Raw genomic sequence first — 24,358 nt, 5'->3', positions numbered from 1 at the left:
CCGCCGATTGAAGGTTCTTTTTATGAAGAATAAATCAACCATTACAAGCATAAGTTGTGATGAAGAATATTAGCAATTTGCCTATAACGACCTACACTATAAAGATTTTTTCTCGGGAGGGGAAGCGTTTTGAAAATCCATATCGTCCAAAAAGGAGATACACTTTGGAAAATCGCCAAAAAATATGGGGTCGATTTCGAAGAGCTGAAAAAAATGAACTCACAATTGAGCAACCCTGACATGATCATGCCAGGAATGAAAATTAAAGTACCGAGTGCAAGTGTGTCAATAAAGAAAGAGGGGGTTAAGGGATCAGCTGCCGGCGGCGTGAAAGAAATGCCGATGGCAGAGCATCCATTTGCCGATCAGACAAAAACATATCCAGTGACAGAAATTGATGAAGAGCCGGCTCCACAACAAGAAATGCCAGCGAAGGAAATGCCGGTGAAACCAGTGAAAGAAATGCCAGCGAAACCAGTCAAAGAAATGCCAGTGAAGGAAATGCCGGTAAAAGAGATGCCGATCAAGGAAATGCCGGCTCCGACGGCTCCAAAAAAGGAAATGCCGGTCGTTCCAAAAATGCCAGTACTGCCTAAATTGCCGCCGATTCAACCTATTAAACAAGATGTTGATATTATGAATACAGATATTAATAAAAATTTTTATACATTAAATATGTCGCTTCCTCCAAAGCCGCCGGAAGTACCGAAACCAGCAGCGCCGGCGAAAGAGATGCCTATTATGGACGAATCTTCAGAAGAGTTAGTGATGCCGGCTATGCCGCAAATGCCAATGATGCCGCAAATGCCGCATTGTGTTCCGGTACATCCTACATGTGTCCCTGTTCCGATTACTCCGATCATGCCGGGATATGGATATAATTTCATTCCGTGCGTTCCTTGTCCTCCTGGAGCAATGCCGGCCCATCCTTATCCGGTTATGGCTCATCAGCCGATGTATCATCAGCCGATGTATCATCAGCCGATGTATCAGCCGACGCCGATGATGTATGGGCAAGAGATGGAAGGAGCTCCAATGATGGAAGAGTCACCTGAGGTTATGGGAATGCAGGAAATGGGAGACAATGAAAACTTGTTATATGGACAAATGCCGGAATATGGAATGGAAGCTAATCCATCGTACGGTATGCCAATGAATTATATGCCTGGGCAACAACAACCGATGTATCAGCAAGCTCCTATGATGCCTGAGCAAGCGGTACAGGGGGCTCAAATGATGGAGGAGTCACCGGAGGAAATGGCAATGCCGCAAGGGTATGAGGCAGCCCCGTATATGGCAGCCCCGCATATGGCAGCACCATATATGGCAGCACCGCAAATGCCGGATTGCGGATGCGGACCGCAGCCATACTATCCACAGCCAATGCCATATGGTATGCCGCAGCCTTTCCATCCTTATGGCTATGCGCCGCAGGCGGCAGCTCCTTTTGGTTATGCAGCTCAACCCCCTTATGGGATGATGGGAGGATATATGCCGCAGCAAATGGGAATGGCCCAGCCGTATATGCAGCCTCGCATGGATGAGAATGATTTCTTTGGTTATCCGGATTTTGATGAGGATGATGATGACATTATTTAATAATCTAGCGAGACGAGACGATATATCTTTAAATCGTCTCGTCTTCTTTATGAGAAGAAAAGCCGGCTTGTATGTTTACGATGCTGTGCCCATAAAGCAAAACATGTATTCTCTTTATACGGAAAATGGAGTGAAGATTATAAAAGGCTATGTCCATTTGTCTCATCTTGAAGCAATTCATCATGCCTTGAACGCTGTAGTAAAAGAAGGATTCACACAAGCAGTGCAGTATGAACATTACCCAAACGGAAAGTTAGCTGTTTTCTTCAATGGTATGTACTGGGCATTGATTCCATATCTGCCTACTGTTTCCCGTTTTTGTTATGAAACATTCAATCAAAGAGAACAAACCATATCATTATTGAGAGCCTTTCATCAATGCGGAGAAGCGGCTCTTCCCAATGTGGAACGATTTTTGCCGCGGATGAATCTAACGGAAAGATGGGAAACAAGACTGAGACAGTTTAAAAAAAACCATGAAGAATTGTCCTTGTATATATCAGAGAGTATCCAATCGGCTATTGCGGAGTGGGCTGAAACAAGTCTGGATTTGTTTGAACGGTTATGGCAGCCTTCTTATTCCCGTTTATGTATTTTACATGGAGATGTTGCTTCACATAATGTGATTCATTCCCGCGGCGGGGCATTATGGTTAATCGACTTTGATTTGCTTTCCGTCGGTTTAAAAGAATATGAATACATGCAGCTCATGCATCGCTTTTTAAGGTATACAAAGTGGTCTCTTTCTGCTTTAGAACAACACACTTTTATTCGAGAGTTAATGCACACAAAATGGTTGATGTGCTTGCTTTTATTTCCATCAGACATCTTACGGGAATGGAACAAAATATGTTCCTGGCCTTCTCATCAGAGAATGACCGGGCGATTAAGTGTGCTTATTGATGCTACAATGCAAGAAGTACATTATCGCCAATCCCTTGTTGAAGAAATTATGAATCGCTTAGATTCAAGCGATTAAAGGTTGGTTTTATTCTCATTTATGCAAAAGGTTACATTTTGCACTAATAATTCAAAAACTGTAAAAATCAATATTATGGTTTGAAAAGAGTCTTTGTAAAATGATATTAGATGTTTTTGAATCGCAGCTGATACATTCGAAGTTTGTCCAATATTTAAGGAAGTTACCGCTAACTAACAGCATAATCTTCTCCCGAAAGCTGAACCCTATGAATGGGTGCTAAGCTTTTCGTGCCCAAATGTTGCGCAGGGGGGATTTATGTTGAATAAAGTGAATGCAGCCATTTTAAGTTTTGCTTGTGCCGCATCCTTGACAGCGTGCAATACTAATGAAGAAGCGGGTATGCAGCGATACAATGACTCAACACGACCAGTCGGATATTATTCGAATGAAAGAGATATGCGCATGGTCGATAGAGCTGAAAGAAATGGCAATGCCATTTTAATGAATGATAATGACGGCCCTGTAACAGAAATTATGGATCGTACAACAAGGGATGATGGTATAAGAAACGGGGAAACCTTAAACGTGCGTAATGGAATCACCCGCATAAATAACATGTCCCGTCCGACTCAGCCCTACAGTGAGCAAACAGAAGGATTTTTTTACAGCAATGCGCGTGTCGGGGGGGAGAATGACAGAAATTATCATGGTCATTTGAACTCAACCAATGCACCTGCCAAAACATCATATTATGAAGGAAAAGATGGTGACTTCCTTCAAGACATTGTTAATCGGGTGGAAAAAGTAAAAGGTGTAAAAGATGCACGTGTTCTTAAAGACGGAAATCGGATGCTTGTAGCCGTTGATGCTAATGCAGCGGATCCCGCTCTTTTAGAGAATGAGATACGTCAACAGCTGTCGGATGTTGATAGAACCTATAAGCTGCAAGTGAAAGTAGACGATGGTATTTATAATAGTGCCCGTAACATCGACAATGATTTGCGCGACGGAGGAGCTGACGGGCTTATTCGTACAAATATCAACAGTTTATTTGAAACCATTGATGAAAAAGTAAATCGCAGCACGCGTTAACAAAAAAAGCGGTGTCCTGTAAGTCATAAAACAGATTATGAAAAAAACTTCCACTGAAAGGCCCCGTCATCGAGTCCTTGATTTTGTCGGATTCTTATGCCGGGGCTTTTTAGGAGGATGACTCAAAAGATGTGTTTTTATAGCTTTTGGGTCATCCTCTTTTTTTGTTTATGTGTATTAATCATTTTACATCTTAGTAAAGGTTTATTCATTTTTAAATAAATTATTCAAAAGTAAATATCAATGCTTTTGGTTTAAGGAAGATATTTTTTAGATTTTTTTGAAAACACTCTACATCTATCTCTAATTTTATTATATAATAGCTTTAATCATTGAAATAATATTCATTTAACCAACTATATATTCATATTTGAATATTTTTTATTCTATTATGAATAATACTTCTGGAGATAATTAGGAGGGAAAAAATGGTTCATGATGCAAGTCTCTTTGTTAATTGGGATGAAAAAGAAGAAATCCTTTCGTCATTTAATGAAGATATCATGGTTACAGATGTAAATGGCAGAATTATAAAAGTCACTATGGGGAGCGGTGAACATTATGGAGTGAAGCCGGAAAGCCTTCTTGGAAAAAACGTGTATGACTTAGAGAAAGAAGGTATCTTTAGTCCTGCTATTACCCCGGATGTGTTGCGCCAAAAGAAAAAAGTTATTCTCATTCAAACCACGTCTACAGGAAAAAAAATCTTGGTTACAGGAATTCCGCTTTTTAATGAGGACGGAGATATTCAGAGGATCATTAGCTATACATACGACCTCTCTGAGATGCTTGTTATAAAGGAATATCTAAAAGAGCTAGAAGAAGAATTGTCAAGGATGAAGGGTGAACTTGCTGTGCTTCGGCAGCAGAACGTTCAAATCTCAGGACTGATAGCGGAGAGTCAAGACATGAAACATGTATTGGAAAAGGTGAAAAAAGTAGCTGGTTTTGATGTAACGGTTTTATTAACCGGAGAATCAGGCGTTGGAAAATCAACAATCGCTAAATGGATTCACCAAAAAAGTTCCAGAAGAAACGGACCTTTTATCGAAGTAAACTGTGGTACTACACCGGAGATTTTATTTGAAGCAGAATTTTTCGGATATGAGGGAAGAACATTTGATGGTGCGGAAAGACAGAAAAAAGTTGGTATCCTTGAAATGGTGAAAGGCGGCACACTGCTTTTAAAAGAAATTAATGAACTCTCTAAGCCGCTGCAAGTCAAGCTAATGAAAGTCATACAGGAGAAACAATTTTATCGGGTAGGCGGAAATACTCCTATCAGCACAGATTTTCGTTTGATTACGGCATCCAATGATCAATTGGAGAAAGCAGTGGAGGAAAATTTATTTAGGGAAGACTTATTTTTCATGTTGAATGTCATTCCAATTCACATTTTGCCATTAAGAGAGAGGAAAGAAGATTTAATTGCATTAATTCACTTCTTTTTAGAGAAATTCACAAAAGTTCATGGCAGACAAGTGGAAATTGAAGAGCAGGCACTTCGAATATTGCAAAATCTTCCTTGGAAAGGGAATGGAAGAGAATTGGAAAGTACGATGGAACGATTAATCATTACGGCTAACTCTAATCGTATTTCAAAGGAAAATCTTCCACTTCAATATCAACAAATAGAACAAGCTGAAACGCCGCTGATCGATGAACGCAAAACGTTACCGGAAGTTTTGGAGAACGTAGAAAAGAAAATGATCTTGAATGTAATGAAAAAATATACGACAACGGTTGAAATGGCAAAAGCGCTAGGCATTAGTCAGCCAAGTGTGGTCAGAAAACTAAAAAAATATACAAGCTGAAGGCAGTAAAAAACTTTTACTTATGAAAAGGCGGGAATTTTAATGATAACGAAAGATTGGGTATCTTTAGTGGACAATATTTCAAATTTATTGGCACCAAGTATGGCGAAAGATCATCCGAATTTACCGGTTGTGAAAGCCGAAGGGTGTTATTACTACGGAGCGGATGGGAAAAAGTATTTAGATTTTACTTCAGGGATTGCGGTTGAAAATGTAGGACATCGCCATCCAAAAGTTGTTCAAGCGATGAAGGACAGTATTGATCACCTTGTCCATGGACCATCGGGAGTAATCATTTATGAGTCCATTTTACGATTGGCGGAAGAACTTGGCGCACTGCTTCCAGGCAAATTAGATTGTTTTTTCTTTGCTAATAGCGGGACGGAAGCGATTGAAGGTGCCATTAAATTGGCCAAATATGCAACGAAAAGGCCGTATGTCATTTCATTTACCGGTTGTTTTCATGGAAGATCGATGGGGGCGTTAAGTGTCACAACTTCCAAAAGCAAATACCGGAAGTTTTTACAGCCATCATGGTTGACGTACCAAATACCTTATGCCAATCCACAACTTTGTCCCAAAGGCGTTGATGTTGAAAGATATTTAACGGAAAAACTGGAAAAAGATTTTGAAAGCCTTTTCAATCACCAAGTGACTCCTGAAGAAGTAGCTTGCGTCATCCTTGAACCAGTTTTAGGAGAAGGGGGGTACATTATCCCGCCAAAAAGCTGGCTTCAAAAAGTGCGTGAAATTTGTGATCAGCATGGGATTCTATTAATTTTTGATGAGGTTCAAACGGGATTTGGCCGGACGGGTGAATGGTTTGCTGCTCAAACTTTTGAAGTGACACCGGATATTATGGCCATTGCAAAAGGGATTGCAGCCGGCTTGCCTCTTAGCGCGACTGTTGCTTCAAAAGAATTGATGGCGAAATGGCCTCTAGGTTCTCACGGAACGACATTTGGAGGAAATCCGATTGCGTGTTCAGCGGCTTTGGCATCTTTGCAGGTAATAAAAGAGGAGCGATTATTAGAGCATACAAAAGAAACTGGACGTTACGCTATGGAAAAGCTTCAGCAGCTAAAGGAAAAATACTCTTTTATTTCGAGTGTTCGCGGTGTCGGGCTGATGATCGGGATTGAAATCCGTGACCCGTTCACAAATCAGCCGGATGGTGAAGGGGTACTTGAAATTTTAGATTTAGCTTTGAAAAAAGGAGTTCTATTTTATTTATGCGGCAATTCCGGAGAAGTCATTCGGATGATTCCGCCATTGGTTGTAACAAAAGAAGAAATAGACTTTGGTTTGAACGTGTTGGATGAAGCGCTGGGAGAATATGCAGAGTTGAAGATGGAGAAATAATAAAAGGGGGATTTACATGAAAGCAGAAATTAAAATACAGGAACAATCCAGAAGCAAAAATTATATGAAGTTTTTCCTTCCTTCTCTGATAGGTGTTTTACTGTTCCTAATTCCTGTTACATATAAGGGAGAAGTGACAATCGGTGTAGGGGTTATGGCAACCTATCTTCAGAATCTGTTTGCTGATTATCTTCCTGCCCTTATCGTGATTATTATGGGGCTCTCCGCCATTTTTTCTATTTTCGCTAAAGTATTTAAGATGAAAGTCATAAACGAGAATCCGTTTTTAAATGGATTATTCAATGTCGGCATCGGTTTGGTATTGATTCGAATGATGGGATTTCTGTTCGGGGCCTTTACTTTATGGGAAATCGGTCCGGAATTCGTTTGGTCAAAAGGAACAGGTGGAGTAGTTTTATTTGATTTGGCGCCTGTATTGATCGCTTGGTTTCTGTTTGCCGGCATGCTGCTTCCACTTCTCGTTGAATTTGGGCTGATGGAGTTTATAGGCGCTCTGGTTCAAAGAATCATGCGACCGCTATTTACACTGCCTGGTCGCTCTTCCATTGATTGTTTAGCTTCATGGATGGGCGCTGGAACCGTAGGCGTGCTCGTCACGACAAAGCAATATGATGAGGGGTATTACACCAAAAGGGAAGCAGCTGTCATTGCCACCAATTTTTCGATTGCTTCTATTGCCTTTAGTTTAATTGTTATTAGCTTTCTTGACCTTAGTCATATGTTTGTCCCATTTTATTTAACGGTTGTGGTATCTGGGATCGTTGCGGCTATAATCGTCCCAAGAATTCCTCCCCTTTCTCTCAAAAAGGACACATATTATGAGCCGGTGGGGCAGCAAATTGACGAAACCATTCCGAAAGGGGCTTCGAAATGGAAGTGGGGATTAGATCAAGCAGTACAAAAAGCCAATAGTGCTGCTGATGCTAAAACACTTGTAAAAAGCGGAGTAGAGACGGTATTGGATATTTGGTTTGGGTTATTGCCCCTTGTCATGAGTTTAGGAACCATTGTCTTGATTGTTGCGGAATATACAACGTTTTTTCAAATTATTTCCTATCCTCTTATTCCTATTTTAAACTTACTGCAAATTCCAGAAGCCCAGCAAGCTGCACAAGCTTTAATGATCGGATTTGCCGACATGTTTTTACCGGCAGTGATTGGCAGCGGAATTGAAAGTGAACTTACACGTTTCGTTATAGCGACTGTTTCTTTAACGCAGTTAATATATATGTCTGAAATCGGAATTTTGATTTTACGCTCAAACATTCCACTCACTTTTTTAGAGTTATTCATCATTTTTCTGCAAAGAACACTTGTTACTTTACCGATTGTTGCCTTAATTGCTCACATGCTTTTTTAAGCATTCTATGTACAGGGGTGAAAAATAGCCTTTTAAACGTAAAGTATACTGGATTCGAGCGCTTGCAAGAAAGGATAAAACAATAAAAAGGATAAAACTTCTAAATGAGGAAAAGCTATTAATGACCGTTTCCTTGCTTAGAAGTTTTTATTTTGCATTCAGGAAGGTGAAGATGGATGGATATCCTCATTCATCAACGAAAAGGAATATTTTGTTTGATGATGGTATTGTTCGTATATATGAATATATCTGCTGAAAAGGTCGAAGCTCATACAGGTAAAGATAGAGTGACCATTTTCTTGGAGAGAGTTTATGTCGACGGAGTGGTTAGTCAAGAAGTGATCCATCACGCCAACAGTTCGAAGGAAGACATCTTAAATGCTTACGAGGCATGGCGGCTAATTCAAGAAAGTGACAATGAACTAGTGCTGCGCACCTATGTTGACGATATTTCTCCACTATTGAAGACGAATGGATACTTTGGGATTTCGGTTGATAACATGCTGTCCATTTACGAGGGCGATCCTAATCAATCAACAAAAGTGATTCAATCTTTTTTTCAAATTGATGTAGAAAAGCTGGAAAGTTATCACCGTCAAAAATTGAAAAAAGGTATACGCGTTCATTCCAAGGATGAGTATGTGGCGCTCATGCAGTTTTTTGAAGGTTACTCACTTCGTTCCCCATAGCAAGTAAAGGTCATCACCGTTTTCTTGATTCGCTCAAAAGAGTTTGATTCACGGAAACGGTGATTTCTTATGTAACAAACGAATAGTTGCGCTACAATAAAAGGAACGTACGTTTGTTTTTTGTGGTACAATGTAAGTAGTCAAATTCATTTCAAATATGATAGCATAAAGGAAACTTCCATTCGTGAAGGTCTGACTTCCCGTTACTAAGGGATAAGGTGAAATTAGCAAGGGAGAGAATAAATTGTTCGATTATATAAAAGGGGTCATTACCTATTTGAATCCTGAATATGTAGTAATAGAAAACAACGGAATCGGCTATCAATTATTCACACCGAATCCTTATGTGTTCACCATCGATTCGCAAAGTGAACAGACGATTTACACATACCACTATGTACGTGAAGACATCATCGCATTATATGGCTTTTCTTCTCGTGAAGAAAAGGGTCTGTTCACAAAGTTATTAAGTGTGTCAGGAATTGGTCCAAAAGGTGCTTTAGCGATTTTGGCTTCAGGAAATCCAGTGCAGCTTGTTCAAGCCATTGAAGAGGAAAATGAGAAATTTCTCGTGAAGTTTCCGGGTGTCGGGAAGAAGACGGCAAGACAAATGATTTTGGATTTAAAAGGCAAGCTTCAAGGCGTATTGCCGGGTACTATGCCGGATTTATTCACGGATGTGGAAGAACTGGATACAATGACAAGCGGTTCGGAAGCTTTAGATGAAGCTGTGGAAGCTCTGAAAGTACTGGGATATGCGGAGAGAGAAATTAATAAAGTGATCCCGGCGCTCATGAAAGAAAAACTCACGACCGATCAGTATATTAAAAAGGCTCTGCAAAAGCTGCTGAAATAAAGGATTGGCCATTAATAGTGTGTGTTCAAAAGGAGGACAAAAAGGACCGAGAAGTTCAAGGAAGCGTAGCTTTGAGCAACGGAGCGTATGCTGTTAATACGTGAGTAGCGGAAAAGCAAGCTGACGCCGAAATTCGACGGTCATTTTTCCCGGACTTTTTGAACAACCTCTAATGGAAAGGGAGGAGGATTATATGGACGACCGAATCGTAACCGGTGATGTGATGCAAGAAGAAGAATGGCTGGAACAAAGCTTGCGCCCGCAAACCCTCCAGCAATATATTGGGCAGCGGAAAGTGAAGTCACATCTTGAGATTTTTATACAAGCGGCCAAACTGCGCAATGAAACGCTGGATCATGTATTATTATATGGTCCGCCGGGATTGGGGAAAACGACACTGGCTGCCATTATTGCAAATGAAATGGGGGTGCAGCTTCGGACGACGTCGGGGCCGGCAATTGAGCGGCCAGGGGATTTGGCTGCCATTTTAACAAGCCTGGAACCCGGAGATGTATTATTCATTGATGAAATTCACCGTCTCCACCGTTCTGTAGAAGAGGTCCTCTATCCTGCAATGGAAGACTTTTGCCTTGATATTGTCATTGGTAAAGGTCCTAGTGCCCGTTCCGTGCGATTGGATTTGCCGCCTTTTACATTGGTAGGGGCAACCACGAGGGCTGGTCTGCTTTCTTCACCTTTGCGCGACCGTTTTGGTGTTTTGAGTCGATTGGAATATTACCAAACAGAAGATTTAGCTGACATTGTAGAACGGACCGCTTCCATTCTGAACGTGGGAATAGAGCCTGTTGCAGCTGTTGAAATTGCGAGAAGGTCTCGAGGTACGCCGCGTATTGCCAATCGTTTATTGCGTCGGGTTCGTGATTTCGCCCAAGTGCGGGGGGATGGAGAGATTACAGAGCATTTGGCTGATGAAGCATTGGAGCTGCTTCAGGTGGACCGCTTAGGACTGGATCATATCGACCATAAATTATTAACGGGCATCATTGAGAAGTTTCGGGGAGGACCTGTCGGATTGGATACGATTGCGGCCACTATTGGGGAAGAATCTCATACAATTGAAGATGTATATGAACCGTACTTATTGCAAATCGGCTTTTTACAGCGTACACCCCGCGGACGAATTGTTACGAACTTAGTGTACGAGCATTTTCAAATGGAGGTACCCGAGAGATGACAGAACTTCCAAAGATGCTGATGGCGATGGGAGCGCTTTTGCTTGTCATCGGTTTTGTGCTGCAGTTTATTGGAAAACTGCCCGGTGACATTCTTATAAAGAAAGGGAATACGACCTTTTATTTTCCTATTGTTACTTCTATTGTTATTAGTGTTGTGTTATCATTGATTTTCTTTATTATTGGCAAAATAAAATAATCCACGTAAATCATCTAATAAGGGCAAAGAACGCCCGTATTAGATGATTTACGCATAAGCTGATTCAAGATGTGAGAACAGAAAGGCGAAAAGAGAGTAAAAATCAATGGTAGATGTTAAAGTATTAACGTAGATTCGTCTTAACTTTTTAAGCTTACTCAAGGTAAAAGATGAAAAAATCGTAAGAATAAAAACAATGAATGATGTTAACAAAGTTAAATAAGATTTATACAGGAACAGGTGACAATGATGAAAGTGGATTTGTTTGATTTTTATTTACCGGAGGAATTAATTGCCCAAACACCGCTTGAACAGCGGGATGCTTCAAGGCTGATGGTATTGAACAAAGAAACAGGTGACATAAAACATGAAACGTTTCATGATGTAATCTCGTACTTAAAAGAGGGAGATTGCCTTGTTTTAAATGATACGCGTGTGATGCCTGCACGTTTATTTGGTACAAAAGAAGATACAGGTGCCGGCATCGAAGTTCTTCTGCTGAAACAAACGGAAGGAGATACGTGGGAAACGCTTGTCAAACCGGCTAAACGGGTAAAAGAGGGTACCGTCATTACGTTTGGAGACGGCCGTTTACAGGCTAAGTGTATCGGTACAGGGGAACAGGGAGGGCGTGTTCTTCAATTTGAATATGAGGGAATCTTTTATGAAGTGCTCGACCAGTTAGGGGAAATGCCCTTGCCGCCATATATAAAAGAACGGCTGGATGACCGCGAGCGTTATCAAACAGTTTTCGCCCGTGAACAAGGATCAGCCGCTGCACCGACAGCAGGTCTTCATTTTACAGAAGAATTACTGGAGGAAATCCAGAAAAAAGGAATACATATTGCCTTCATTACGCTCCACGTGGGCCTCGGCACGTTTAGGCCTGTAAGTGTTGACAATCTTGAAGAGCATGACATGCATGCAGAATTTTATCAAATTAGCGAAGGCACCGCAGCTCTGTTAAACGAAGTACGCCAGCAGGGGGGACGGATCATTTCGGTTGGGACAACGACGACCCGTACGTTGGAAACGATTGCTTCCGAGCATGATGGAAAATTTGTCGCGTCGTCGGGATGGACAAACATTTTTATCTTCCCTGGTTATGAATTTAAAGCCATTGATGGGATGATTACGAATTTCCACTTGCCTAAATCGACGCTGATTATGCTTGTAAGCGCCTTGGCTGGCCGCGAGCATGTGCTGCATGCCTATAATACGGCAGTGGAACAGAAGTACCGCTTTTTCAGCTTTGGCGATGCGATGCTGATCATTTAAGAGGAACATACAATTTAAGAATATAGAGGGCGTTCAAAAAGTCCGGGAAAAATGACTGTCGAATTTCGGCGTCAGCTTGTCTCTCCGCTACTCACGTATTAACGGCATATCCTCGAAAAAGAAGAACACTTTTTCTTCGTGCGAGGATTATGCTTTCGTAGTGACTAGCTTGCGCTCCGTTCCTTGGAAAAGAAAATCACTTTTCCTACGTGCGATGAAGAATCGTGAGAAGCTTTCCTTAATGCTCGAGACGGCGCTTCCTTGAACTTCTCGGTCCTTTTTGTCCTCCTTTTTGAACCCACACATATAGGAAGGAAAGATTATAAAATATGACGGCTATACGCTACGAATTAATCAAAACTTGTAAACAAACAGGAGCTCGTCTTGGAATTGTTCATACTCCGCATGGTTCGTTTGAAACGCCGATTTTTATGCCTGTAGGAACATTGGCGACGGTTAAAACGATGTCACCAGAAGAATTGATCCAAATGGGAGCTGGGATTATTTTAAGCAACACTTATCATCTATGGCTTCGTCCTGGTCATGAAATTGTAAAAAAAGCGGGTGGCCTGCATAAATTCATGAACTGGGACCGACCGATTTTAACCGATTCAGGCGGCTTCCAAGTATTCAGTCTGAGTGAATTTCGACGAATTGAAGAGGAAGGTGTCCATTTCCGTAACCATTTAAATGGAGACAAGCTATTTTTATCTCCTGAAAAGGCGATGGAAATTCAAAATGCTCTCGGATCAGATATTATGATGGCGTTTGATGAATGTCCGCCATACCCTGCAGAATATGACTATATGAAATCATCTGTTGAGCGCACAAGCCGTTGGGCTGAAAGATGTTTACAAGCTCATGCGCGGCCTCAGGACCAAGGATTGTTTGGGATTGTACAGGGAGGAGAGTACGAGGAATTGCGTAGACAAAGTGCACAAGACCTAGTATCATTGGATTTCCCTGGTTATGCTGTAGGCGGCTTATCCGTAGGGGAACCAAAGGATGTCATGAACCGTGTGCTTGAATTTACGACTCCGCTACTGCCGACGAACAAGCCGCGCTATTTAATGGGAGTGGGCACGCCGGACTCCTTGATTGATGGTGCCATTCGCGGTATCGATATGTTTGACTGCGTATTGCCGACACGTATTGCCCGTAACGGTACATTAATGACAAGTGAAGGAAGACTCGTAGTGAAGAATGCGAAGTTTGCAGAGGATTTCCGTCCGCTTGACGAGAATTGTGATTGTTATACGTGTAAAAATTATTCGAGAGCATACATTCGCCATCTTATTCGTTGTGATGAAACGTTCGGAATTCGTTTAACGTCTTACCATAATCTCTATTTTCTGTTAAAATTGATGGAGCAAGTACGTGAAGCGATCCGTGAAGATCGTCTTGGTGATTTCCGTGAAGAATTCTTTGAAAAATACGGATTCAATAAACCGAACGCGAAAAACTTCTAAATATAATGATAAGGCAGAATAGTATTGCTTTCTGCTGTCTTGATGGGCAGTGAGACCCCGATAAGTTCAACTTCCACTCTACGGAAGGAATACCCTCCTCTGCAGAGCGGAAGTTTGCTTTATATTTTAGCTTTTCCTGCAAGCTGTTCTTTTTCATGTGAGTGGACAATGGAACAGAGTAATCGCTTATAATTCGATTGTTATTATGTTCTGATCATTTATAAGAAGAACAGCGGAAGAGAGGGAGAGCTTATCATTCCGAAGAAAAGGAGGAATATACATAATGGAACTTTTTGCAAGTATTTGGCCGCTTTTATTAATGTTTGCGATCTTCTACTTTTTGTTGATTCGTCCGCAGCAAAAGCGTCAAAAAGCTGTACAGCAAATGCAGTCGGATTTGAAAAAAGGGGACAAGGTTGTTACAATTGGCGGTATGCATGGAATCGTCGATGCAATTGATGAAGGCCAAGTAGTCATTAAAAGCGGTGACGGCTCTCGTCTAACTTTTGACCGGGCTGCCATTCGAGAAGTGAAAAACGATTAATCTTAAGAAAAGCGCAAGCGCCTTGGTCAAAGAAGACCGACTAAGATCGCCACGTCCTGTGGCAACGTCGGCATGACCCACGTCCTGCGGGCCCAAGGAAATAGGGATTGACCCATAAGGCGCTTTTTGCCTTATGAGGGCAAGCATCATTTCCACAGCGAGCTAGGCGCCTGAGCTGGACAATAAGAAAGAAGCACTCCTTTCTTGTACGGAGAAACCGTCATAAAAAAGGAGTGCTTCTTTAGCTTTTATGACCAACCCATTCACGATTGTCTGTTGGATGCTATATTGACTCCGAAGACTCCTCCTAATACCGCCACGGCGATAAAAGCACCATGAAACATAAATTGTTGGGCTGTGAAAAGTTGGTCATATCCCAAGAACTGGATTAAAAATACAATAAAAGAGTAACAGAGACCGGTAGAAGCTCCTAATAGCCATCCTTTTGACTGACCTTTTCCTCCTGAAACAAATCCCCCGATAAACAACGTAAGAAACGATAACACTAAAACAAACCACTGAATGGATTGTTCATTAAGATTGGTAAATCTAAGCAAAAGAGAAAAGATGACACTGGTAATAAGCGCGATGACAAAGATTGTCATGACTCCGAATAAAATGGCACTTCCCATTCGTTTACCTTCCATGATGTGTTCCCCCTTTTTCGAGATAGGATAATGTGTATATCTTTAGTACGAGCATATTCGGCTCGTTCCAAAAATAGAATTACATCTTTCGTGTCATGTTTTTGATGCACTTGTACACACTATTTGGTAATGAATGCTGAGGCGGAGGTTAGTGCATATGGAATTGCTCATTATTACCGGTCGAACGGTTTTTCTTTATTTTGTGATTTTATTCATTTTCCGTTTAATGGGAAAAAGGGAGATTGGTGAACTGAGTATTTTAGACTTGGTCGTGTTTGTCATGATTGCAGAAATGGCTGTATTGGCAATTGAAGATCCGAAAGATCCATTCATCCATACAATTCTGCCTATGGGAATTTTGATGGTCATTCAAATGGGATTGGCTTATTGGTCCTTAAAAAATCAAAAAGTGAGGGAACTGCTTGATGGCAAACCAAGCATCATTATTGATCATGGAAAAATCAATGAAGAGGAAATGAAAAAACAGCGCTATAATTTCAATGATTTAATCTTACAGCTTCGGGAAAAAGATATTAAGAATGTTGCTGATGTGGAATTCGCTATTTTAGAGCCTTCAGGAAAACTCTCTGTATTTGAAAAAGAACAACAAAACAAAAAAAAGCAGAAACAAGGGAGTTTAAATCTTCCTTTTATCCTTGATGGCATCATCCAGGAAGAACATTTGGCAAGAGAGAATAAAACGAATTTATGGCTGAGACAAGAGCTGAGAAGATTGGGCTATAAAGACATAAAGGAGATTTCTTATTGCAGCTATGATGACGGAGTATTTTACATTGATCTAAAAGATCCGTAATCATTTAAACTGCCTCTCATCCCTCATCCTATTGAGTAGTAATCCTGCTGGTGAATGAGGGAAATGAGGAGGATAAGAACGAAACTATGCTTTGCGGAATGGATTCAAAGCGGAGAAACGCTGAATTTCTTCCTTGGTAATAAGTTTGAAAGCGTATAGCAAAACGAAATAAACGACAGAAGTGAAGGAAATGGCCATAAGTGTGTTAAAGATCAGGCTGCCTTCTTGAAGAAAACGAATATGGGCGAAGTGCCCGATGATACCGGCGAAAAACATGACAATAAAGCCTTTTATATAATCATATACATGGATTTTATAAGAGATGGCTTTCATAACCGTTGAAAGATGCAGCAGGGTGACAAGCATAATCCCGATTACGATAGCAAGGGCTGCTCCCATGATGCCAAAGGAAGGTCGTGTTGCAAGCATAAAAATGAGAGCCGTCTTGACGGCTGCACCTATGAAACTATTAATCATGGCCGCTTGGGCAAGGTTAAGGGCTTGTAAGACGGCCTGCAAGGGCCCCTGGAAGTAATGGAAGATGAAAAATGGAGCCATGACTTGGACAAAAACGGCGGCTTTTACAGAGCCGTACATTAACTGCATAACCGGTTCGGCAAATACATACAGCACGACAACAGCCAGTCCACCTGTAACAAACGATAATCTTAATGCTTGATGAAGGCGATGTTCAATTTGAAGAAACTGCTTTTGAGCCATCGCTTCACTAATGGCGGGCACAAGAGATGTTGATAGGGAAACGGTAATGAAGGAAGGGAGCATGAGAAGCGGCAGAGCAAAACCTGTTAACTCCCCGTATTGTTTCGTAGCTGTAATGGTTGCAACACCTGCTATCGCTAAACTTTGCGCGACGACAATCGGCTCCAAAAACCATGACAGGGAGCCGATCATTCTGCTTCCCGTTGTCGGTAGAGCGATACTCATTAGTTCATAAAAGGTGATCTTTCCGCCTTTTAATGATTGGAAAAAATGGCGGCGGATTTTTATATGCTTTTTTAATTTAAACATGAACAACATATATAGCAGGGAGGCGAGTTCGCCAAAAACGGCAGACAGCATGGCACCGGCCGCTGCATATTCTACTCCGTAAGGCAAAAATGCTTTTGTACATACCGCAACAAGCAAAATTCTCACTATTTGTTCAATTACTTGCGAATAGGCAGCTGGTTTCATTTGCTGTCTTCCATGAAAATAACCACGAATGATGGAAGAGATGGCGATAATGGGAATGACCGGTGTGATGGCGATTAATGGATAATATGTGCGTTCATCTGTAAAAAAAGTTTGAGAAACGATTGGAGCGAATACCATCAACAAAATGGTAAATACAATGCTTAATATAGAAGTGATTGAAAGAGAGACAATCAAGATTTTTTTTGTTTTTCTGTTATCTCCCAGAGCCTGGGCTTCTGCAACCAACTTGGAAATGGCTACTGGAAGACCGAGTTGTGTAGCGGTAATAATAAGAAATAAAGTTGGAACTGCCATCATATACAGCCCCACGCCCTCATCCCCGATCAATCGGGCAATAACGATGCGATTGACAAATCCAAGCACTCTTGTAATTAATCCAGCAAGGATTAAAATGAGCGTACCTCGCAAAAATTTAGACATGCAATGTTCCCTGCCTTCTCAAACGATTTATTATTTTATACAATGAAATATATGCAAGTCCTATGGCCAAGCATGACATTTAAATCGACGTAAATGATGGAGCATGGATAAAGAACATTCCATGCTTTGTTCGTCAGATATTTCATTAAAAGGGTGGTTGGGATGTTGAACGAAGGAACAAGACAGTTGAGAAAAAAGGTAAAGCCTGCGATTGAAAGCAAATTAGAAGAATTTGAATTAATGGGGTACGGTCATATAAAAGAACAAGAAATCTGGGAGTATTTTGAAAAGAAAAAGTGGAAAAAGGATCAGGAAGAAAAGCTTCTTCATCAAGTCGTGAATGATATTTTGACGTTGAAAGCGGGAGATATCATCAATTTCATGGCGATGGAATCATACAAAAATACCTCTTTTGAAAAAGAGAATTTTATTGAAGAATGGAAGGATGTCTTAAAGTAATTTTAACAAAAGCTTGTTTGACAGGTTTGTTTTTATGAATGATAATAGGAATATTGGCGAAATGCTTTCCTTATTTTTTCAGCATGCTCTTGCTTACATAAGAAGGAGGATTTTTTACAAATGGTAAAGAGAGGACGTATCGTTGCGTTCTTCCTCTTGGTGCTGCTTATTTTTGGCACAATGGGGGCGACAGTCAGCGACATTACAAATCGAATCAAGCTTGGACTGGACCTTCAAGGCGGATTTGAAGTTTTATATGAAGTGAAGCCGGCTAAAGAAGGAGATGTCATAAATCAAGAAGTACTCAATAGCACTGTGCAAGCGTTGGACAAGCGTATTAACGTGCTGGGAGTCAGCGAGCCAAGCATACAGATTGAAGGCAACAACCGCATTCGCGTTCAGCTTGCAGGTGTTAAAGATCAAAACAAGGCTCGTGAACTTTTGTCCACTCAAGCGAAACTGTCATTTCGTGATGTAAATGACCAAGTATTAATGGACGGGACAGATTTAGCCCAAAACGGGGCGAAGCAATCGTTTGATCAAAACGGTCAGCCGAATGTGGCGTTAAAGCTAAAGAGTGCAGATAAGTTTAAAAAAGTGACAGAACAAGTATTGGGCATGGGCGCTCCAAACAACCTGATGGTGATTTGGCTCGACTATGAAGAAGGAAAAGATTCCTTCAAAGCGGAAACGGTTAAACCGGACCCAAAATATTTATCCGCAGCATCTGTTAACGAAGTTTTCAATACAAATGAAGTAACGATTACAGGCAGCTTTACCGTGCAGGAAGCCCAAGAGCTTGCCAACTTATTGAATGCCGGAGCGTTACCGGTTGAATTAGATGAAATGTATTCGACTTCCGTCGGTGCTCAGTTCGGTGAGAAAGCACTTGATAAAATGATTTATGCAGGGTTTATCGGCGTAGGAATCGTCTTTTTGTTCATGCTATTTTATTATCGTCTTCCTGGTTTTATCGCCGTTATAACATTAAGCATTTACATTTACTTGATTTTATTGATTTTTGATTGGATGAATGGTGTTCTTACCCTCCCTGGTATCGCTGCACTTCTTTTAGGGGTAGGGATGGCAGTGGATGCGAACATTATCACCTATGAACGTATCAGAGATGAATTGAAATCAGGCAAATCAGTCATTTCTGCTTACCGGTCAGGGAATCGTCGCTCGCTTTCTACGATTTTAGATGCCAACATTACGACGATTTTGGCCGCGGGTGTGTTATTTGTATATGGAACAAGCTCCGTTAAAGGGTTTGCGACGATGCTCATCATCAGTATCCTAGCGAGCTTTATTACAGCGGTATATGGAACACGACTATTTTTGGGCCTTTGGGTGAATAGCCGCGTGTTCAATAAAAAGCCGTCTTTCTTCGGAGTGAAGCCTTCTGAAATCCAGGATTTATCTAAAGATGATGGTAATCAGGAGATTCCGACGAAGTTTGATCGCCTTGACTTTGTTAAATATAAAAAGACCTTCTTTACATTTTCGATTGTGCTGACCATTCTTGGCATTCTTTCCCTAGCTATTTTTAAGCTAAATTTAGGCATTGATTTTGCGAGCGGAACGCGTGTTGAAATCACGGCAAACGAAACGATTTCAGCCGATAAAGTGAAAGAAGAACTACAAGAACTTGATTTAGAGCCAAAGGATGTCGTCGTTGCCGGCAACAACAATGATGTAGGGGTTGCCCGCTTCATCGGGGTGCTGTCAAAAGACGACATCGGTGAACTGAAAACACACTTTAAAGAAAAATACGGAAGTGAACCGAATGTAAGCACCGTTTCTCCGACTGTCGGAAAAGAACTGGCGCGCAATGCATTAATTGCGGTTCTTATTGCATCGATTGGAATTATTATTTATGTATCTGTTCGATTCGAGTTTTATATGGCATTAGCAGCCGTAATCGCGCTTTTACATGACGCCTTTTTCATGATTTCATTCTTCAGTTTTTCACGCTTGGAAGTAGACTTGACCTTCATTGCGGCAGTGCTGACAATCATCGGTTACTCGATTAACGATACAATTGTAACGTTTGACCGCATTCGCGAGCATATGAAAGAGCGGAAAGTAAAAACGAAAGAAGACTTGGTGTATATTGTAAACCGAAGCTTGCGTGAAACATTTACGCGATCCCTTAATACGGTTTTAACGGTTATCTTTACTGTTGTTGCCCTTATTTTCTTTGGAAGTGAAGCTATTCTTAACTTCTCAATCGCTTTATTTGTCGGCTTATTGATGGGGGTTTATTCTTCTTTGTTTATTGCCGCTCAATTATGGCTTGTATGGAAGACGAAGTCTCTGAACAAGCCGCGTAAAGTGGAAGAAGAGATTATTGAACCATAAAAAGAAACGATGGAGAATTCTCCATCGTTTCTTTTTATTTTTGCACTGTTAACTAACCACGTTGATTTTCGCTCTTTTCATTTAAAATCGATAATAGATTTGAAAACTCCACTTTTTTTATAAAAAAATCCAAAGAAGAGGAATTTTCATGTCAGGAGAAAAATAAGGGTAATCTATATATGGCTGGATGTATAGATGAAACGAGGTGTAGATGTGGAGAAAAATGAGCGATTTAAAAAAGCGCAGCAAGCCGCTCTGATTGGAATGGGTGGAAATCTGGTGCTGGCTATCGTCAAATGGATTTTCGGAACAATGGCTAACAGCCGTGCATTAATGGCAGATGCAGTAAATTCCGCTTCAGATGTTGCTGGGTCGATTGTTGTGTACATTGGAGTGAAAATTGCCAAGCAACCTCCTGACGAAGACCATCCATATGGACATGGAAAAGCAGAATCAATCGCAGCTATCATTGTTGCCGTTCTGCTGTTTATTGTCGGCATTGAAATTTTAACGTCTTCTATTGAAGCGTTCTCCCAGCCAATCGAGCCGCCCAAGTTATGGGCTATTGCTGCAATTATCTTTTCGATTTTGGTAAAGGAAGCCCTATTTCGATATACATACGGACTCGGAAAAAAGATTAAAAGCGATGCTCTTCTCGTCAATGCTTATGATCATCGCACAGATGTTTTATCGTCTATCGCGGCATTGATTGGGATTTTAAGCTCAATTATTGGAGAGAAAATAGGAGTGGGCTGGCTTGTGTATGCAGATCCCGTTGCGGGGCTATTTGTCTCTTTCCTTGTCTTAAAAACAGCATGGCAATTTGGGTCAGAAGCTTTTCATAACACATTGGATCATGTATGGCATGAAGAAGACACCGCCCACTTACGGGAAATCGCAACTTCTGTACAGGGTGTAAAGAAACTGACGTCTTTGCATGCAAGGGAACACGGGCATTACGTCATTATTGATTTAAAGGTTTCGGTTGATCCTTACATTACCGTGGAGGAAGGGCATTTAATCGGAAAAGAAGTGAAAAGGAGACTGATGGAAGAACCGAATGTTCAAGATGTATTGGTGCATATCAATCCTTATTCAGCCAATTGACAATCATTGCCCGCCGACATCCACTCTAGTATAATAATGTGGGTTAAGGGGTGAGGATATGCTGAAATCAAAAAGACGATGGAGGATTCAACAGACAAATCACGAACTGATTGAGCAGTTTGTGACAACCCTAGAGATTACACCTCTCATTGCTTCATTATTAATCAATCGCGGGATTACGACGATTGAATCTGCGGAAGAGTTTTTGAAAATAGATCAAGAGCCATTCCACGATCCGTTCTTGTTGGATGGAATGGATAAAACAGTAGAACGTATTAAGCAAGCGATTGAACAAAATGAAAAAATCATGATATATGGAGATTATGATGCGGACGGAGTAAGCAGCACATCCGTGTTGTTGTCAGCTTTAACCTTATTGGGAGCAGAAGTCGACTTTTATATTCCGAACCGTTTTACGGAAGGATACGGTCCGAATGAACAGGCTTTTCGTTCGATCAGCGAGCAAGGTTATACACTCGTTATTACAGTCGACACCGGAATCTCTGCTGTCAACGAGGCTTCTTTGGCTAAGGAATTGGGATTTGATCTCATCATTACAGATCATCATGAACCAGGACCCCAATTGCCGGAGGCTTATACCATCATTCATCCGAAAAAGCCGGGAAGCATCTATCCGTTCAAAGAACTGGCTGGAGTGGGCGTTGCCTTCAAACTTGCCCACGCTTTGCTTGGAGAAGCGCCTGAACATTTACTGGAGCTGGCCGTTATCGGAACGATTGCGGATTTAGTACCCCTGCAAGGCGAAAATCGTCTAATTGCGAGCAAAGGCCTCAGATATTTGCAGCGCACGAATCGTCCGGGCCTTCAAGCACTTTTGCGTGTATGTGGAATCAAACAGGAAGAAGTTAATGAAGATACGATTGGATTTGCTATAGGTCCCCGTATTAATGCAGTAGGCCGGCTTCAATCAGCAGATCCTGCTGTGCAGTTGTTGATGACAACAAATGAGACGGAAGCAAAGGAGCTTGCAGAAGAAATTGATGAGCTGAACAAGGAAAGGCAACAACTCGTAAATGAAATGACGGAAGAAGCCGTTTCTATAGTCGAACGTCTTTACCCGCCTGAACAGAATGGTGTCCTTGTCATTGCGCAGGAAGGCTGGAATGCAGGGGTAGTCGGGATTGTGGCATCAAGATTGGTTGACCGATTTTACCGTCCTACTATCGTGTTAAGCATCGATCAGCAAAAAGGAGTGGCAAAAGGGTCAGCACGCAGTATTGAAGGCTTTGATTTGTTTGCCAATCTATCTACGTGCCGCGACATTTTACCTCATTTTGGGGGACATCCGATGGCGGCAGGGATGACGCTCCAAATTAAGGATGTTGATGATTTAAGAAATCGGTTGAATACGTTAGCTTATGAAAAGCTTACGGAAGAAGATTTTATTCCCATTACAACGGTAGATACGGTTTGCAAGGTAGAGGATATTACGCTGTCAGCCATAGAACAGTTAAGACAGCTCGCTCCTTTCGGGATGAGCAATTCAAAACCAAAAATAATGGTAGAAAATGTTAATATATCTTCCATAAGAAAAATTGGAGCCGATCAAACACATTTGAAATTGACGTTTGAGGATGAAGGAATGACAGTCGATGGTGTCGGCTTCGGTTTAGGCCGCTTATATGACGAAATTTCTCCGATCTCTAAAATTTCACTTGTTGGAGAATTAACGATCAATGAGTGGAACAATATGAGGAAACCCCAGTTGATGATTGAAGATATAGGGATCAGCGAGTGGCAATTGTTTGATTATCGAAGTGCCAGAAGCACCGATCAATTTTTTAAATCAATGTTTACTTCAGAAATGACCGTTGTTTATTTTTCGGAAGATACGATAACAGAACCGGAAAAACAATTATATAAGGACCACCTTGAATATATAGACGGTGTTGAGTCGGCTTCTCGTTTTGAGGCAGGTGGAAAACAGATTGTCTTGTTGGACTTACCCCCATCTATGGAGTTAGTGAACAAGTTATTTATGAATGGGATTCCGTCGAGAATTTATACAGCTTTTTTATCAAAAGAAGATCATTATTTTCATACAGTTCCGACACGTGATCATTTTAAGTGGTATTATGGATTTTTAGTGAAAAACAGCCCGTTTGATTTAAATCGTTATAAAGAGGATTTGGCCATTCATAAAGGATGGTCAAAAGATACAATTGATTTTATGTCACAGGTGTTTTTTGAATTAGAATTTGTTACAATAAAAAATGGTCTCATTTCGTTGATGAAAAACGGAGCAAAACGTGATTTAATAGAATCTGCGACTTATCGTCGTAAACAGGAACAAATTCAGTTGGAGAAAAAATTCTTATACACATCATATGGACAACTGAAGCAGTTGTTTGATGACGTCATCAGCAGCTGTCGAATGAATGAGGAGGCAACAAATTAATGGATCTTAAGCAATATATAACAATCGTGCCTGATTGGCCAAAGCCGGGTATTATCTTTAAGGATATTACAACTCTTATGGATAATGGGAAAGCATATAAAGCAGCAACTGATGAAATCGTAAAATATGCAAAAGAAAAACAAATTGATATCGTTGTAGGCCCAGAGGCACGCGGTTTCATTATCGGCTGTCCAGTTGCTTATGCGTTAGAAGTCGGGTTTGCGCCGGTTCGTAAAGAAGGGAAACTTCCACGTGAAGTAATCAAAGTGGATTATGGTCTTGAATACGGCAAGGATGTATTGACAATGCACAAAGATGCGATTAAACCGGGTCAGCGTGTATTGATTACCGATGATCTTCTAGCGACAGGCGGAACAATTGAGGCGACGATTAAGCTGGTTGAACAACTTGGCGGTATTGTGGTAGGTACGGCATTTTTAATTGAGCTGACAGATTTAAATGGTCGTGAAAAATTAAACGGCTATGATGTATTAACATTAATGCAATATTAATAATTT

21 protein-coding genes are annotated in these 24,358 nt (G+C 41.1%); 19 read left to right on the top strand and 2 right to left on the bottom strand.

Annotated features, from left to right (window positions below; genetic code table 11):
* The first annotated feature begins 129 nt into the window (after positions 1-129).
* The 13 genes from safA to yajC all read left to right on the top strand — a co-directional run bounded on the left by safA (position 130) and on the right by yajC (position 14,398).
* On the top strand, positions 130-1,599 hold the full coding sequence (gene safA, locus BK575_RS22975) for a SafA/ExsA family spore coat assembly protein (protein WP_078413899.1): 1,470 nt from the start codon (positions 130-132) through the stop codon (positions 1,597-1,599).
* On the top strand, positions 1,580-2,578 hold the full coding sequence (locus tag BK575_RS22970) for an aminoglycoside phosphotransferase family protein (protein WP_169907956.1): 999 nt from the start codon (positions 1,580-1,582) through the stop codon (positions 2,576-2,578). Before safA ends, BK575_RS22970 begins: the two co-directional genes overlap by 20 nt.
* 258 nt (positions 2,579-2,836) lie before the next feature.
* The gene (locus tag BK575_RS22965; protein ID WP_078413897.1) at positions 2,837-3,613 is read left to right on the top strand and encodes a YhcN/YlaJ family sporulation lipoprotein; all 777 of its coding nucleotides are present in this window, start codon (positions 2,837-2,839) and stop codon (positions 3,611-3,613) included.
* Between the two features lie 428 nt (positions 3,614-4,041).
* Positions 4,042-5,427, top strand: a complete 1,386-nt coding sequence (locus BK575_RS22960; protein WP_078413896.1) for a sigma-54 interaction domain-containing protein — start codon at positions 4,042-4,044, stop codon at positions 5,425-5,427.
* 42 nt (positions 5,428-5,469) lie between these two features.
* Positions 5,470-6,789: an aspartate aminotransferase family protein gene (locus tag BK575_RS22955; RefSeq protein WP_078413895.1), complete on the top strand. Its 1,320-nt coding sequence runs from the start codon at positions 5,470-5,472 to the stop codon at positions 6,787-6,789.
* A 16-nt stretch (positions 6,790-6,805) separates the two neighbouring features.
* Positions 6,806-8,170: a YjiH family protein gene (locus BK575_RS22950; RefSeq protein WP_078413894.1), complete on the top strand. Its 1,365-nt coding sequence runs from the start codon at positions 6,806-6,808 to the stop codon at positions 8,168-8,170.
* Between the two features lie 176 nt (positions 8,171-8,346).
* Positions 8,347-8,859, top strand: coding sequence for a BofC C-terminal domain-containing protein (locus BK575_RS22945; RefSeq protein WP_078413893.1), 513 nt, complete (start codon positions 8,347-8,349; stop codon positions 8,857-8,859).
* 244 nt (positions 8,860-9,103) lie between these two features.
* Positions 9,104-9,715, top strand: a complete 612-nt coding sequence (ruvA, locus tag BK575_RS22940; RefSeq protein WP_078413892.1) for a Holliday junction branch migration protein RuvA — start codon at positions 9,104-9,106, stop codon at positions 9,713-9,715.
* A 193-nt stretch (positions 9,716-9,908) separates the two neighbouring features.
* On the top strand, positions 9,909-10,910 hold the full coding sequence (gene ruvB, locus BK575_RS22935; RefSeq protein WP_078413891.1) for a Holliday junction branch migration DNA helicase RuvB: 1,002 nt from the start codon (positions 9,909-9,911) through the stop codon (positions 10,908-10,910).
* On the top strand, positions 10,907-11,107 hold the full coding sequence (locus tag BK575_RS22930; protein ID WP_028395024.1) for a DUF2905 domain-containing protein: 201 nt from the start codon (positions 10,907-10,909) through the stop codon (positions 11,105-11,107). The genes ruvB and BK575_RS22930 overlap by 4 nt, the downstream gene beginning before the upstream one ends.
* A 249-nt stretch (positions 11,108-11,356) precedes the next feature.
* Positions 11,357-12,385, top strand: a complete 1,029-nt coding sequence (gene queA, locus BK575_RS22925) for a tRNA preQ1(34) S-adenosylmethionine ribosyltransferase-isomerase QueA (protein ID WP_078413890.1) — start codon at positions 11,357-11,359, stop codon at positions 12,383-12,385.
* A gap of 329 nt (positions 12,386-12,714) precedes the next feature.
* On the top strand, positions 12,715-13,854 hold the full coding sequence (gene tgt / locus BK575_RS22920) for a tRNA guanosine(34) transglycosylase Tgt (RefSeq protein WP_078413889.1): 1,140 nt from the start codon (positions 12,715-12,717) through the stop codon (positions 13,852-13,854).
* Between the two features lie 283 nt (positions 13,855-14,137).
* Positions 14,138-14,398, top strand: coding sequence for a preprotein translocase subunit YajC (gene yajC / locus BK575_RS22915; RefSeq protein WP_078413888.1), 261 nt, complete (start codon positions 14,138-14,140; stop codon positions 14,396-14,398).
* 263 nt (positions 14,399-14,661) lie between these two features.
* On the opposite strand, the gene BK575_RS22910 is transcribed toward yajC, so the two are convergent.
* A complete protein-coding gene (locus BK575_RS22910) occupies positions 14,662-15,045 on the bottom strand; it encodes a TIGR04086 family membrane protein (protein WP_078413887.1) in 384 nt (127 codons plus the stop codon).
* A gap of 157 nt (positions 15,046-15,202) precedes the next feature.
* Between BK575_RS22910 and BK575_RS22905 the strand changes: the two genes are divergently transcribed.
* Positions 15,203-15,859 (top strand): DUF421 domain-containing protein, encoded by a 657-nt coding sequence (locus BK575_RS22905; protein ID WP_078413886.1) that lies wholly within the window; start codon positions 15,203-15,205, stop codon positions 15,857-15,859.
* Positions 15,860-15,943: 84 nt separating this feature from the next.
* Here the strand turns inward: BK575_RS22905 and spoVB are convergent, their stop codons facing one another.
* Entirely contained in the window at positions 15,944-17,494 is a 1,551-nt protein-coding gene (gene spoVB, locus BK575_RS22900) for a stage V sporulation protein B (RefSeq protein WP_078413885.1), read from the bottom strand.
* 162 nt (positions 17,495-17,656) lie between these two features.
* On the opposite strand from spoVB, the gene BK575_RS22895 reads away from it, so the two are divergent.
* The 5 genes from BK575_RS22895 to BK575_RS22875 all read left to right on the top strand — a co-directional run bounded on the left by BK575_RS22895 (position 17,657) and on the right by BK575_RS22875 (position 24,352).
* Positions 17,657-17,953, top strand: coding sequence for a post-transcriptional regulator (locus tag BK575_RS22895; protein WP_078413884.1), 297 nt, complete (start codon positions 17,657-17,659; stop codon positions 17,951-17,953).
* A gap of 120 nt (positions 17,954-18,073) precedes the next feature.
* Positions 18,074-20,314, top strand: coding sequence for a protein translocase subunit SecDF (gene secDF / locus BK575_RS22890; RefSeq protein ID WP_078413883.1), 2,241 nt, complete (start codon positions 18,074-18,076; stop codon positions 20,312-20,314).
* 195 nt (positions 20,315-20,509) lie between these two features.
* Positions 20,510-21,421, top strand: coding sequence for a cation diffusion facilitator family transporter (locus tag BK575_RS22885; RefSeq protein WP_204524880.1), 912 nt, complete (start codon positions 20,510-20,512; stop codon positions 21,419-21,421).
* A 58-nt stretch (positions 21,422-21,479) separates the two neighbouring features.
* Positions 21,480-23,840, top strand: coding sequence for a single-stranded-DNA-specific exonuclease RecJ (recJ, locus tag BK575_RS22880; protein ID WP_078413882.1), 2,361 nt, complete (start codon positions 21,480-21,482; stop codon positions 23,838-23,840).
* Positions 23,840-24,352: an adenine phosphoribosyltransferase gene (locus BK575_RS22875; RefSeq protein ID WP_078413881.1), complete on the top strand. Its 513-nt coding sequence runs from the start codon at positions 23,840-23,842 to the stop codon at positions 24,350-24,352. The genes recJ and BK575_RS22875 overlap by 1 nt, the downstream gene beginning before the upstream one ends.
* The last annotated feature ends 6 nt before the right edge of the window (positions 24,353-24,358 follow it).

Origin of the sequence: Priestia abyssalis, from assembly GCF_002019595.1 — a bacterium.
In the GTDB taxonomy this organism is placed as follows: Bacteria; Bacillota; Bacilli; order Bacillales; family Bacillaceae_H; genus Bacillus_BA; species Bacillus_BA abyssalis.
This window is presented reverse-complemented; position numbering and strand designations above follow the sequence as displayed.